The 12,437-nt window shown below is 39.5% G+C and carries 12 protein-coding genes; all 12 read right to left on the bottom strand.

Annotated features, from left to right (window positions below):
* Positions 1 to 130: 130 nt before the first annotated feature.
* The 12 genes from rseP to trmFO all read right to left on the bottom strand — a co-directional run bounded on the left by rseP (position 131) and on the right by trmFO (position 12,428).
* A complete protein-coding gene (gene rseP, locus AA980_RS02760; RefSeq protein ID WP_024026810.1) occupies positions 131 to 1,390 on the bottom strand; it encodes an RIP metalloprotease RseP in 1,260 nt (419 codons plus the stop codon).
* Positions 1,391 to 1,407: 17 nt separating this feature from the next.
* Positions 1,408 to 2,550 carry a 1-deoxy-D-xylulose-5-phosphate reductoisomerase gene (gene dxr, locus AA980_RS02755; protein ID WP_024026811.1) on the bottom strand — a complete coding sequence of 381 codons (1,143 nt, stop codon included), beginning with the start codon at positions 2,548 to 2,550 and terminating at the stop codon, positions 1,408 to 1,410.
* A 37-nt stretch (positions 2,551 to 2,587) separates the two neighbouring features.
* Positions 2,588 to 3,370: a phosphatidate cytidylyltransferase gene (locus AA980_RS02750; protein WP_024026812.1), complete on the bottom strand. Its 783-nt coding sequence runs from the start codon at positions 3,368 to 3,370 to the stop codon at positions 2,588 to 2,590.
* A gap of 26 nt (positions 3,371 to 3,396) precedes the next feature.
* Complete coding sequence (locus tag AA980_RS02745; RefSeq protein WP_024026813.1) at positions 3,397 to 4,173, bottom strand: isoprenyl transferase; 777 nt, start codon at positions 4,171 to 4,173, stop codon at positions 3,397 to 3,399.
* A gap of 282 nt (positions 4,174 to 4,455) precedes the next feature.
* Positions 4,456 to 5,013 carry a ribosome recycling factor gene (gene frr, locus AA980_RS02740; RefSeq protein ID WP_024026814.1) on the bottom strand — a complete coding sequence of 186 codons (558 nt, stop codon included), beginning with the start codon at positions 5,011 to 5,013 and terminating at the stop codon, positions 4,456 to 4,458.
* Positions 5,013 to 5,738 carry a UMP kinase gene (gene pyrH / locus AA980_RS02735; RefSeq protein ID WP_024026815.1) on the bottom strand — a complete coding sequence of 242 codons (726 nt, stop codon included), beginning with the start codon at positions 5,736 to 5,738 and terminating at the stop codon, positions 5,013 to 5,015. Before pyrH ends, frr begins: the two co-directional genes overlap by 1 nt.
* Before the next feature lie 166 nt (positions 5,739 to 5,904).
* Positions 5,905 to 6,789, bottom strand: a complete 885-nt coding sequence (tsf, locus tag AA980_RS02730; protein ID WP_024026816.1) for a translation elongation factor Ts — start codon at positions 6,787 to 6,789, stop codon at positions 5,905 to 5,907.
* Between the two features lie 247 nt (positions 6,790 to 7,036).
* Positions 7,037 to 7,735 carry a 30S ribosomal protein S2 gene (gene rpsB, locus AA980_RS02725; protein WP_024026817.1) on the bottom strand — a complete coding sequence of 233 codons (699 nt, stop codon included), beginning with the start codon at positions 7,733 to 7,735 and terminating at the stop codon, positions 7,037 to 7,039.
* 194 nt (positions 7,736 to 7,929) lie between these two features.
* Positions 7,930 to 8,709, bottom strand: a complete 780-nt coding sequence (codY, locus tag AA980_RS02720; RefSeq protein WP_024026818.1) for a GTP-sensing pleiotropic transcriptional regulator CodY — start codon at positions 8,707 to 8,709, stop codon at positions 7,930 to 7,932.
* Between the two features lie 114 nt (positions 8,710 to 8,823).
* Entirely contained in the window at positions 8,824 to 10,227 is a 1,404-nt protein-coding gene (gene hslU / locus AA980_RS02715) for an HslU--HslV peptidase ATPase subunit (RefSeq protein ID WP_024026819.1), read from the bottom strand.
* Between the two features lie 20 nt (positions 10,228 to 10,247).
* Complete coding sequence (gene hslV / locus AA980_RS02710) at positions 10,248 to 10,790, bottom strand: ATP-dependent protease subunit HslV (protein WP_024026820.1); 543 nt, start codon at positions 10,788 to 10,790, stop codon at positions 10,248 to 10,250.
* A gap of 336 nt (positions 10,791 to 11,126) precedes the next feature.
* A complete protein-coding gene (trmFO, locus tag AA980_RS02705) occupies positions 11,127 to 12,428 on the bottom strand; it encodes an FADH(2)-oxidizing methylenetetrahydrofolate--tRNA-(uracil(54)-C(5))-methyltransferase TrmFO (RefSeq protein ID WP_024026821.1) in 1,302 nt (433 codons plus the stop codon).
* Positions 12,429 to 12,437: the final 9 nt, after the last annotated feature.

Genomic DNA, 12,437 nt, shown 5'->3' with positions numbered 1-12,437 from the left:
CTCTATGTCAAATCATTATTATATCATATGATACATGATGATTCGGGTTTATTCGACAAAAAACTTCATCCATATTTCTTCTTTCATGAGTAAATAAAGTAAGGGACCGTTTTCACGGCCCCTTTCCTTTTTACAAGAAAAATCTTTGAATATCATTCCAGGTAACAACAAGCATCAGCAGCATAAGGAGGGCGAATCCAATAAAGTGAACCATCCCTTCCTTTTGACGGTCAATTGGTTTCCCTCTTACAGCTTCAACAGCAAAGAACATCAATCTGCCGCCGTCGAGCGCGGGAATTGGTAAGAGGTTCATGATCCCAAGGTTAATGCTTAAAATCCCTGCCCACTTCATTAAATAATAAATTCCTGATTTGGCTACCTCAGCAGTTGAATTGTATATACCAACAGGACCTGATAGCGCATCAATAGAAAATTGACCGGTAACTAACTTTCCAACCATGACAAAAATTAGCTTTGTCCAGTTATAGGTTTCAGTGAACCCGGATTTAACTGCTTGCACGGGAGATTTTTCAACGGGGCCGTAAACACCGATGATTCCCATTTTCTTGCCTTCAACTGTCTTTTCGAGCGGTGTGACGGGAATCTCCATTTCTTTACTATCACGAATGACTGTGAAATCAAGTTTTTTATTTGGATTTTTTCGGATCAAATGGACGACATCTTCCCAGCTTGAAATTTCTGAGCCATTAATACTCTGGACGACATCCCCTTGTTTAAGGCCGGCAGTTTTCGCGGCACCATCAGGGGTGATCTCACCCAATTTCGGTTCATTTGAAGACACTCCCTGCAGTAAAGCGATGATTATAAATAGGACGAAGGCAAGTACAAAGTTCATCATTGGACCAGCAAAAATCGCTAAGAATCTTTGCCATAATGTCTTTGAACCAAATTGCCGGTCAATTGGGGCAATTTGTGATTCTATCCCATTTTCAACAATAACCGCCTGTGGATGAATGGAAAATGTTCGTAAGCTTTCATTTTCATCTTCCGGAAAACCCTTAATGACTAATTCCCGTTCAATATCCGCATGCTCCACTTCAACGATCCGGCAATTAGGAAACTTTTCTTTATTATTAAGGATAATTTTGTCTACTTTTTCTTCCTTGTCAAACAAAAGACCAATCCGGTATCCCGGCTTAATTTCCACCATTTCTGGATCTTCGCCTGCCATACGGACAAATCCGCCAATTGGCAATAATCGAATCGTATAGGTTGTTTCTCCTTTTTTATGTGTGAACACTTTCGGACCCATACCAATTGCAAATTCGCGGCAGAGGATCCCTGCCCGTTTTGCGAAAATGAAATGACCTAGTTCATGAAAGAAGACGAGTGCGCCAAAAATGACAATAAAGGCTATAACTGTACTCAAATATAAAACCACCTTTTTTATAGAAGTGAATGTACAAATTTTCTCGTTTCCTTATCTACCTCTTGGATTACAGCTAAACTTGGATGCGCTATGGTTTGATGATTGCTTAATGCCTTCTCAATCAAATCTTCAATCTGTAAGAAACGTATCTTCCCTTCCAAAAACGCTGCGACTGCCGCTTCGTTAGCAGCATTCAAAACAGTTGGCAGCGTTCCACCTTCATTACCAGCGATATATGCAAAATGGAGGCAGCGGAACCTCTCAATATCCATTTCTTGAAAATGCAGTTTGCCAATCTGCGCCAAATCCAATCGATTAGCGGATAAACGAGGTAGTCGATCCGGGTAAGTAAGTGCATATTGAATTGGCACTCTCATATCAGGTGTTCCTAATTGAGCAATAATACTGCTGTCATGGAATTCAACCATTGAATGAATGATACTCTCTTTATGAAGCAGTACATCAATTTTTTCATAAGGTATTTGAAACAGCCAGTGTGCCTCAATTACTTCCAATCCTTTGTTCATCATAGTTGCGGAATCTATTGTGATTTTCGCACCCATTGACCAATTGGGATGGTTTAAAGCTTCTTGGACTGTTACATTTTCTATTTCTTTTCGGGAGCGATCTCGAAAGCTGCCCCCTGAAGCAGTTAGAATTAATCTTTCAATATTTTTCTCTTTTTCTCCTTGTAATGCCTGGAAAATAGCGGAATGCTCACTATCAACAGGGAGCAGCGAAACATTATTCCTTTTAGCGGCATCCATAACTAAATGGCCTGCCGTAACAAGTGTTTCTTTATTTGCAATTGCAATTGTTTTTCCACATTCAATTGCCTGTAAAGTAGGATGTAAGCCAACACTGCCAAGAACGGCATTAACAAGAATGTCCGCTTTTTCATAAACCGCAATTTCGATTAGTCCTTCATTACCATATGTAAACTTTATATGTGGGAATTCTGCTTTTAATGTATTACAGTCATGATAATCTTGTACAGAAATTAGCTCGGGCTGAAATTCTCCAATAATTTTTCGCGCCATGTCAATATTTTTACCTACGGAAATGGCAGCTAATTTAAATTCTGTTGGATGCTCCCGAATTACATCTAATGTCTGGGTGCCAATCGACCCTGTTGCTCCCATTAAACTAATAATTTTCACAAATTTCATCTCCTAAAAAGTAAAGCACATTCACGTTTTACCAAAGGTGGAATAAGTGCAATAATGGCCAGACAAATAATAAACTGTCAAAGCGATCGAGGATTCCACCATGGCCAGGCAATATTTTACCTGAATCTTTTACGTTAAAGTGACGTTTAAATGCTGATTCGACTAAATCCCCAATTTGTCCAAACACAGAAAGTATCACTGTTATCCCGATTATCGAGCCTTTAATATCAGTGAATAATACAAATAAAACGGCTACAACGACAGCACATACGACACCGCCGATTGATCCTTCAACCGTTTTGTTAGGACTGATTTCCGGCCAAAGCTTTCTCTTTCCCAATGCTTTCCCGATAAAGTAAGCCCCTGAATCTGTCGCCCAAATCATAAATAAGGAATATAAAATATAGACAAGCCCGCCATCTACCCTTGTTTCAAAGAAAAAGTAAAAGCCAATGCCCACATAAAGTGCGGAAAGGATAGTGAATGAAACGTCTTCAAATGTAAAACGATTCTTTGTGATCACGGTATAAGCTAATAATAAGAGTATAAACACTATGCACAGCTCGGTTTTTGAATAATAGAAAGTATCTAGGACGTGCATATATTTCTCAGGGAAAAGGAGGGCCCAAAGAAACAAGACTGATAATAATCCGTGACCGGAAAAGAGGTTTAGGTTTTTCATTTTATATAACTCATACAAGCCAATAGTCGCTAAAAAATACGTTAAAAGTACAAGAGGAATTCCACTATAATAAACAATCGGCAAAAATAATGCCGCGGCAACGACTCCTGTTATGATTCTTTGCTTCATCTAATAGTTCAACACCTTTTTTAGTTCTATAAACCGCCAAACCTGCGCTGGCGATTTTGGAAGGTTTCTATTGCTTCCAGCAAATGTTCCTCACTAAAATCAGGCCACAAAACATCTGTAAACCAAAGTTCGGAGTAAGCCAATTGCCAGAGCATAAAGTTGCTCAAACGTATTTCACCGCTAGTCCGGATTAATAGGTCTGGATCAGCAAAATTAGCCGTCATCATGTAAGATGAAAAGGCTTTTTCGTCTAGTTCTGTTTCCTTCAGTATACCATTATTGCAATCATTTAAGACTTGCTTAACGGCATCGAGAATTTCCGACCGGCTTCCATAATTCAAGGCAAAGTTTAAGACAAGTCCATTATTATGTTTTGTTTCTTCTATAGCTTTTTCAATTGCATGCATGGTATGTACGGGAAGCTGATTTTTATAACCCATCATTTTAACTTGAACATTATTCTCAACTAATTCAGGAAGAAATGTACCTAAAAATTCTTCTGGCAGCCTCATGATATATTCCACTTCATTTTTTGGACGCTTCCAGTTTTCAGTCGAAAAAGCATATAATGTCAGCGTTTTGATTCCAAGCTTATTTGCCAGCATCGTTGTTTTCCGGACCACCTTCATGCCTTCATGATGACCGGCAATTCGCGGCAGCGCCCGTTTCTTTGCCCACCGTCCATTGCCATCCATAATAATCGCCACATGATTAGGTACAGGCATTTTTTTTATTTCTTCTATTTTATCTTGGAGTGTAGAAGAATCTTTTGGGTTCTTCCTAAGCCAAAATTTTTTAAACATAACATTGCTCCTCAATTAGTTAATCAATTCCTCCGATAATAAATCATTTCCAGCAACCCCAGTCTGATGTAATGTAAAGGAATGTCAGGGTAGCATGCTCTTATCATACCAAAAAAGCTAGAAGATATCTCTACTAAATAACTTATGTAAATTTAAAGAAATGAAGAATAGTAAATCAGAGAAGTCCATTACAATATATACAAATTGAAAAAGGGTGAAAATAGTGAAAAAAACCCCCTAAGAAGAGGGTTCTTACTAGAATTCCGGAAATCCGGAAGCAATTTACACTTCTAAAATTTCTTTTTCTTTATCTTTGGTGATTTGATCAATTTTCGTAATATTTTCGTCTGTTAGCTTTTGAATATCATCAGAATAGCCGCGAAGAGCATCTTCAGTAATGTCGCCATTTTTCTCCAACTTCTTTAAATCATCATTGGCATCACGGCGAATGTTGCGGACAGCAACTTTAGCTTCTTCAGATTCTTTTTTAACTAATTTCACTAGTTCCTTGCGGCGCTCTTCTGTCAATTGCGGAATCGCGAGGCGAATGACCATCCCGTCATTAGAAGGATTTAATCCTAAATCAGACTTAAGAATTGCTTTTTCAATATCACCAAGGATGGATTTATCATATGGCTGAATAACAAGCAGTCTAGCTTCCGGTGTTGAAATCCCCGCCATTTGGTTAACAGGTGTGGGTGCACCATAATAATCAACCATAATTCTGTCAAGCAATGAAGCACTTGCTCTCCCGGCACGGATGCTGGCAAGCACGCGTGAATAAGCCTGAATCGCTTTTGTCATTCGATCCTTTGTAGTAGAGATGACTTGTTTTGGCATTATTTTTTCCCCCTAACGATAGTTCCAATTTTTTCACCCATTACGGCTTTTTTAATATTTCCGTGTTCCATAATTGAGAAAACAATAAGCGGGATATCATTATCCATACATAAGGAAGAAGCAGTTGAATCCATGACCGCTAAGCCTTCCTTAAGAACATCCAGGAATGATAGATCTTCGTATTTCGTAGCATTTTCATCAACCCGCGGGTCGGCAGAATAGACCCCATCCACATTGTTTTTCGCCATTAAAATGACTTCCGCATCAATTTCTGCTGCTCTTAAAGCAGCCGTTGTATCTGTAGAAAAATATGGATTACCTGTACCGGCCGCAAAAATGACAACTCGCTTTTTTTCTAGATGTCTAATGGCACGACGTCTGATGTAAGGCTCCGCAACCTGGCGCATTTCAATCGATGTTTGCACCCGGGATTCAATTCCTAAATGCTCCAAGCTATCCTGAAGTGCTAAAGAATTCATGACCGTTGCAAGCATGCCCATATAATCGGCAGTTGCCCTATCCATACCCATTTCACTGCCGATTTTCCCGCGCCAAATGTTGCCGCCGCCAACAACGACTGCAACTTCAACTCCGAGCTCTGCTAGTTCCTTTACTTGAATCGCAATCGATTTGATGACAGAAGGTTTAATTCCAAAGCTCGATTCACCTGCAAGTGCTTCCCCGCTCAATTTTAAAACCACGCGTTTGTACTTAGGACCGCCCATATAAACCTCCATATGTATATTTTTAAAGCGCAAGCGCCTTGGTCAGGCGCTGGAGCTCGATACTAAAATTTATCTTAAAAATAGGGAACACACCGTGTCCCCTATTCAAAAACCTATTACAGTAACATTCCCTTATTATTTCTTTTTAAAGCTAGAGAATATTTGACTATTGTTTGTTTACTTGGTTCATAACTTCTTCAGCAAAGTTGTCTTCGCGCTTCTCGATGCCTTCCCCTACTTCGTAACGTACAAATTCGCGTAAAGTTGCACCTTTAGATTCAACAAATTGACGCACTTTTTGATCAGGGTTTTTAACGAAAGTTTGGTCTAGAACACATACATCTTCAAAATATTTTCCAAGACGGCCTTCTACCATTTTAGCAACGATATTTTCAGGCTTGCCTTCGTTAAGAGCTTGAGTAGTTAACACTTGACGCTCGCGCTCAACTTCTTCTTGTGATACTTGATCACGAGATACATATTTTGGTCTTAGCGCAGCGATGTGCATTGAAATATCTTTAGCAGCATCTGCATCTGTAGTCCCTTCAAGAACTGTTAGCACACTGATGCGTCCACCCATATGAAGGTAAGCGCCAAATGCATCATTATCAGTTTTTGACAGGACTGCAAAACGACGAAGTGAAAGTTTTTCGCCAATTTTGGCAATTGCAGCGTTAATATGGTCGGCAACAACTGTACCGTTTTCCATTGTTTGTGATGTAGCTTCTTCAACTGTTGCTGGTTTGTTTTTAATAAGATGTTGAGCTAGTTCTTTCACTAGTGCTTGGAAACCTTCGTTTTTCGCAACAAAGTCCGTTTCAGAGTTTACTTCAAGAATAACTGCATCGTTACCTTCGGTTAAAATGGAAGTTAATCCTTCAGCCGCAATACGGTCTGCTTTATTAGCAGCTTTAGCGATTCCTTTTTCGCGTAAGAAATCAATTGCTTTTTCCATGTCACCATTTGTTTCTGTAAGTGCCTTTTTACAATCCATCATACCCGCACCCGTTTTTTCACGAAGTTCTTTTACCATTTGCGCAGTAACTGCCATAATTTTTTTCCTCCTTTAATTTCTATGTATTCATATCTTTGCCAATGAACATTAAGATAAACTATTCTTTCGCCGATAGGAAAATAAATTGCAGAAAGAGCATAGAACCTTCATATCGGCATAAGTGCAACTAAGCCTCTGTCTTCGCCTCACGGCTCGCCAATCGGCAAGTTTTCTTTAAAAAAAGGTGATAAAGGGTCTCCCTCTTATCACCTTTCCCTGAAATCACTACTTGGAATTGACTTGCTTATGCTTGAACTTCTTCGCCTTGTTTTGCTTCAAGGATGGCATCTGCCATTTTACCTGTTAAAAGCTTAACCGCACGAATCGCATCGTCATTCGCTGGAATCACTACATCGATTTCATCTGGATCACAGTTTGTATCAACAATACCTACGATAGGAATGTTTAATTTCTTTGCTTCTGCAACCGCGATACGCTCTTTACGTGGGTCGATGATGAAAAGTGCATCAGGAAGCTGTTTCATATCTTTGATCCCGCCTAAGAATTTTTCAAGGCGTTCTTGTTGTTTCTTTAATTGAACAACTTCTTTTTTCGGTAATACTTCGAAAGTGCCGTCTTCAGACATTCTTTCGATATCTTTTAAGCGGGCAATACGCTTTTGGATTGTTTCAAAGTTAGTTAATGTACCACCTAACCAGCGTTGGTTAACATAGTACATACCAGAACGGCCTGCTTCTTCTTTAACAGAATCTTGAGCCTGTTTCTTTGTACCAACAAATAGAACAGTTCCGCCGTTACCAGCAAGTTCCTTCACCCAGTTGTAAGCTTCTTCAACCTTTTTAACTGTTTTTTGAAGGTCGATGATGTAGATACCGTTACGCTCTGTGAAGATATATTTCTTCATCTTAGGGTTCCAACGGCGTGTTTGGTGTCCGAAGTGTACACCAGCTTCAAGCAATTGCTTCATTGAAATGACTGACATGTTATTTCCTCCTAATGGTTTGTTTTCCTCCGCTCCTCTCATTTTTAAACAGAAACTGTCATGAACAGCACCATCTGCTTAAATCAAAGAGCGTGTGTATTAACACCATGAAATACTATAGCACATGTACTATAAACAATCAAGTTGATCTTATAAAAAAATCCCCAGGCATGCCTGAGGATTTTTTTATTTTGTTAGTTAGAGCGTAATTTATCAAGTTCTACTAGAAACTTATCGTTTAAGACTTTAATATATGTTCCTTTCATACCAAGAGAACGAGATTCAATTACCCCTGCGCTCTCAAGCTTTCTTAACGCATTAACAATGACTGAACGGGTAATGCCTACGCGGTCTGCGATTTTTGAAGCAACCAATAAGCCTTCACTGCCATTAAGTTCTTCAAAAATATGCTCAATCGCTTCAAGTTCACTGTAAGACAATGAACTGATTGCCATTTGAACTACCGCTTTGCTTCTAGCTTCTTCTTCAATTTCCTCTGCTTTTTCTCGTAAAATTTCCATACCTACAACCGTTGCACCGTATTCACCAAGAATTAGATCATCGTCTTGGAATTTTTCATGCAGCCTTGCAAGGATTAACGTGCCAAGACGCTCTCCGCCGCCAATAATCGGAACAATTGTTGTCCAACCCTCACGGAAAAGCTCTCTGTTCTCCACAGGAAAAGCAGTATATTGACTTTCAACATCAAGATTTGATGAAGTTTCTTGAATACTAAATAACCCGTTTGTATACTCTTCAGGAAATTGACGGTCCTCGAACATCTTTTTCATTCGCTCATTTTCAATTTGCTGATAAATAGAAAAGCCTAAAAGTTTCCCGCGGCGGCTGACAATGTAAACATTCGCTTCAATCGTCTCACTTAAGGTCTCTGACATTTCCTTAAAGTTAACAGGTTTTCCAGCGGCTTTTTGCAATAATACATTAATTTTTCTCGTTTTTGAAAGTAAATCCATCGTGTTTCTTCCTCCTAATTGACTAAAACCATTATTAAATTTATTGTTTTTTGATGTAATAGCTATATATGCTTCGAACTTCCTACCATATAATCAGGTGATGGAGTCCTGTTCCTAAAGGATGAATTGGCTTAAATCTTTATTTTTAGAAATAGCACCAAGCTTATCATCTACATACTGTGGTGTAATTGCGACTTTCGCCAATGAAATATCAGGAGCTTCAAAAGACAAGTCTTCTAAAAGCTTCTCTAATATCGTATGAAGACGTCTTGCACCAATATTATCTGTATTTTGATTCACTTCGAATGCTACTTCAGCGATTCTACGAATAGCATCGTCAGAAAATTCAATTTGTATACCTTCTGTTTCCAATAATGCTTGGTATTGCTTAATTAAGGCATTATCCGGTTCAATCAAGATTCTAAAGAAATCATCAACAGTCAGCTTCGTTAATTCCACGCGAATTGGAAAACGCCCTTGAAGTTCAGGAATTAAATCAGACGGTTTTGCCATATGAAATGCCCCTGCTGCGATAAATAGAATATGATCCGTTTTAATTGAACCATATTTTGTAACGACTGTTGAACCTTCAACAACTGGAAGAATATCCCTTTGAACACCTTCTCTTGATACATCGGCAGAGGAGCCGCCAGAATTTTTACTGGCAATTTTATCAATTTCATCAATAAAAATGATTCCTGTCTGTTCAGCACGATAAATGGCTTCCGAGGTTACTTCATCCATATCAATGAGCTTTGCAGCTTCTTCACTAGTTAAAACCTTTCTTGCTTCACGAACAGTTAATTTTCTCTTTTTGCGTTTTTTTGGCATAAAACTGCTAAGCGCATCCTGCATATTCATGCCCATTTGCTCAATTCCTGAGCCCTGGAGCATATCAAACATTGATGGAGCTTGCTCCTCGACTTCTACCGTTACAATTTCATCCTCTAATTCACCTAGAGCCAATTTCTCTTTGACAATCTTCCGTTTTTCCTGAACCGAGTAATCTTCCTGATGTGTCTCTTGCTCTGAAGTGGAATTTCCTCCCCCAAACAGCATCTCCAGCGGATTTTTATAGTTGGCTGCTTTTTTTGCTGTAGGAACGAGTAAATCTACAAGCCTGCCGTTGGCATTTGCCTCAGCACGTTCTTTTACACTCTGCATTCGATCCTCTTTTACTAAACGAACAGATGTTTCCGCAAGATCTCTAACCATTGATTCAACATCACGGCCAACATAACCAACTTCTGTGAATTTAGTGGCTTCTACCTTAATAAACGGGGCACCGACAAGCTTGGCAATCCTTCTAGCAATTTCTGTTTTTCCAACACCGGTTGGTCCAATCATCAAAATATTCTTTGGAATTATTTCTTCCCTAAGCTTATCATTCAATAAGCCTCTCCGATATCGGTTCCTTAATGCTACCGCAACCGCCTTCTTCGCATCCTTCTGTCCAATAATATACTGGTCAAGCTTTTCTACAATTTGGCGGGGGGTTAAATTTGTTGTACTTCCCATAGATATTAATCTCCTTCCCGTTATAGCTCTTCCACGATGATATTGTGGTTCGTGTATACACAAATTTCAGCAGCTATTTCTAAAGAAGCTTTCGCTATTTCTTTCGCAGATAAATGTTCTCCTGAATATTTTTTCAGCGAGCGACCTGCAGCTAATGCATAATTTCCCCCTGAGCCAATTGCGAGAATTCCATCGTCAGGTTCGATAACTTCACCAGTGCCGGATACAAGCAGCAAATAGTCCTTATTCATGACTATTAACATTGCTTCCAACTTTCTTAGGATTTTATCGTTTCTCCACTCCTTCGCAAGCTCAACCGCTGCTCTTTGAAGATTGCCATTATACTCCTCTAATTTTCCTTCAAAAAGTTCAAAGAGGGTGAACGCATCAGCAACAGAACCGGCAAATCCTGCCAGTACCTTACCATTAAATATCTTTCTAACCTTTTTTGCTGTGTGCTTCATCACTACAGCATTGCCAAATGTAACTTGACCATCACCAGACATGGAGCATTCCCCATTATGATGGATTGCAAATATAGTTGTTGCATGAAATTGGCCCATTTAGCTAGCCCTCCTTTTGGAGTATTTTCCTTTTGCGTCTTGATCTGATATGTAACAAAAGAATAATTCTAGGACATTTGTTATGGAAACTGTATTCATTTATACCCTCAGATGATTTACACTATACGTTTTTCACCTAATATTCGTGGTTCATCCAAGGAAAGTAGGAAAATACTGATAGCATGTTGGGAATGTTCAATTTTATATTCTGCGTAATTACTCTCCGTTTGTAAATACACTATAAATAAAGTTAAAAAAACATTCACATTTATCATAATATTTTCTTTGCAAGGGCTACTAAATCGTAACATACTTCGATAGCCCTTGCAACAAACTTTACAAAAATTTCACAAAGTTCTGAATTGTTTCCAAGGCACGGTTTGCATGCTTTAAGTTTCTTTCCTGTTTCCCTTTAATTCTTTCTGGCAATTCTGGGAATAATCCGAAATTTGCGTTCATCGGCTGGAAATTACCAGGATTGGCCGTGGTGATATAACGCGCCATGCTGCCAATAGCGGTTTCAGCGGGAAAGATAACAGGGTCCATCCCTTGAACCAATCGGGAGGCATTGATGCCCGCAATTAATCCGCTAGCCGCCGATTCGACATATCCCTCAACACCGGTCATTTGACCAGCGAAGAATAAATCTTCACGGTTTTTGAATTGATAAGTTGCTTCCAGTACCTTTGGTGAATTAATAAAGGTATTGCGGTGCATAACACCATAGCGAATAATTTCTGCATTTTCAAGACCGGGGATTAACTGAATAACTTCTTTTTGTGCACCCCACTTTAAATGTGTCTGAAATCCGACAATATTAAATAGAGTTCCAGCTGCATCATCTTGACGGAGCTGTATAACTGCAAATGGCCTTTTTCCGGTTTTCGGATCCTCTAAACCAACCGGTTTTAATGGTCCAAATAACATCGTCTTTCGCCCTCTTGCTGCCATTACCTCAATTGGCATACAGCCTTCGAAAAAGATTTCCTTTTCAAATTCCTTTAATGGCACTGTCTCTGCTTGAGTAAGGGCTTCATAAAAACGATTAAACTCCTCTTCCGTCATTGGACAGTTTAAATAGGCTGCATCGCCCTTATCATAGCGGGATTTCAAATAAACCTTATCCATGTTGATACTTTCTTTTTCCAGAATCGGTGCTGCAGCATCATAAAAATAAAGGTATTCCTCGCCCGTTAAGCTTTTCAACTGTTCCGAGAGGTGCGGACTTGTTAGTGGTCCTGTTGCAATCACAGTAGGACCTTCAGGAATTTCGACTACTTCCTCGTTAACGACGGTAACGTTCTCATGGTTTTTGACCAGTTCGGTAACTTTTGCAGCGAATTCATGACGGTCAACTGCCAATGCACCGCCTGCAGGAACGGAACACTCGTCAGCCGCAGCTATAATCACGGAATCAAGCTTTCTCATTTCTTCTTTTAAGACGCCAACGGCATTTGTCAATGTATTGGCCCTGAGTGAATTACTGCAAACCAATTCTGCAAATTTATCTGTATGGTGCGCTGGTGTCTGCTTTACTGGACGCATCTCATAAAGGCGTACCTTAATGCCGCGTTTGGCAATTTGCCATGCCGCCTCACTTCCCGCCAATCCGGCACCAACTACGTTTATTTCTTTCATGTTATACCT

It is taken from the genome of Neobacillus vireti (assembly GCF_001026695.1).
In the GTDB taxonomy this organism is placed as follows: domain Bacteria; phylum Bacillota; class Bacilli; order Bacillales; family Cytobacillaceae; genus Neobacillus; species Neobacillus vireti.
The sequence above is the reverse complement of the archived record's forward strand: the minus strand, read 5'-3'. Positions and strand labels throughout refer to the sequence as shown.

Bases quoted from the DNA above. Each gene is read 5' to 3' on its own strand.
- pyrH (WP_024026815.1), bottom strand. From the start codon at position 5,738: ATGGGCGGTCCTAAGTACAAACGCGTGGTTTTAAAATTGAGCGGGGAA.
- AA980_RS02745 (WP_024026813.1), bottom strand. From the start codon at position 4,173: ATGTTTAAAAAATTTTGGCTTAGGAAGAACCCAAAAGATTCTTCTACA.
- AA980_RS02750 (WP_024026812.1), bottom strand. From the start codon at position 3,370: ATGAAGCAAAGAATCATAACAGGAGTCGTTGCCGCGGCATTATTTTTG.
- codY (WP_024026818.1), bottom strand. From the start codon at position 8,709: ATGGATTTACTTTCAAAAACGAGAAAAATTAATGTATTATTGCAAAAA.
- rpsB (WP_024026817.1), bottom strand. From the start codon at position 7,735: ATGTCAGTCATTTCAATGAAGCAATTGCTTGAAGCTGGTGTACACTTC.
- hslU (WP_024026819.1), bottom strand. From the start codon at position 10,227: ATGGGAAGTACAACAAATTTAACCCCCCGCCAAATTGTAGAAAAGCTT.
- trmFO (WP_024026821.1), bottom strand. From the start codon at position 12,428: ATGAAAGAAATAAACGTAGTTGGTGCCGGATTGGCGGGAAGTGAGGCG.
- frr (WP_024026814.1), bottom strand. From the start codon at position 5,013: ATGCCAAAACAAGTCATCTCTACTACAAAGGATCGAATGACAAAAGCG.
- hslV (WP_024026820.1), bottom strand. From the start codon at position 10,790: ATGGGCCAATTTCATGCAACAACTATATTTGCAATCCATCATAATGGG.
- tsf (WP_024026816.1), bottom strand. From the start codon at position 6,789: ATGGCAGTTACTGCGCAAATGGTAAAAGAACTTCGTGAAAAAACGGGT.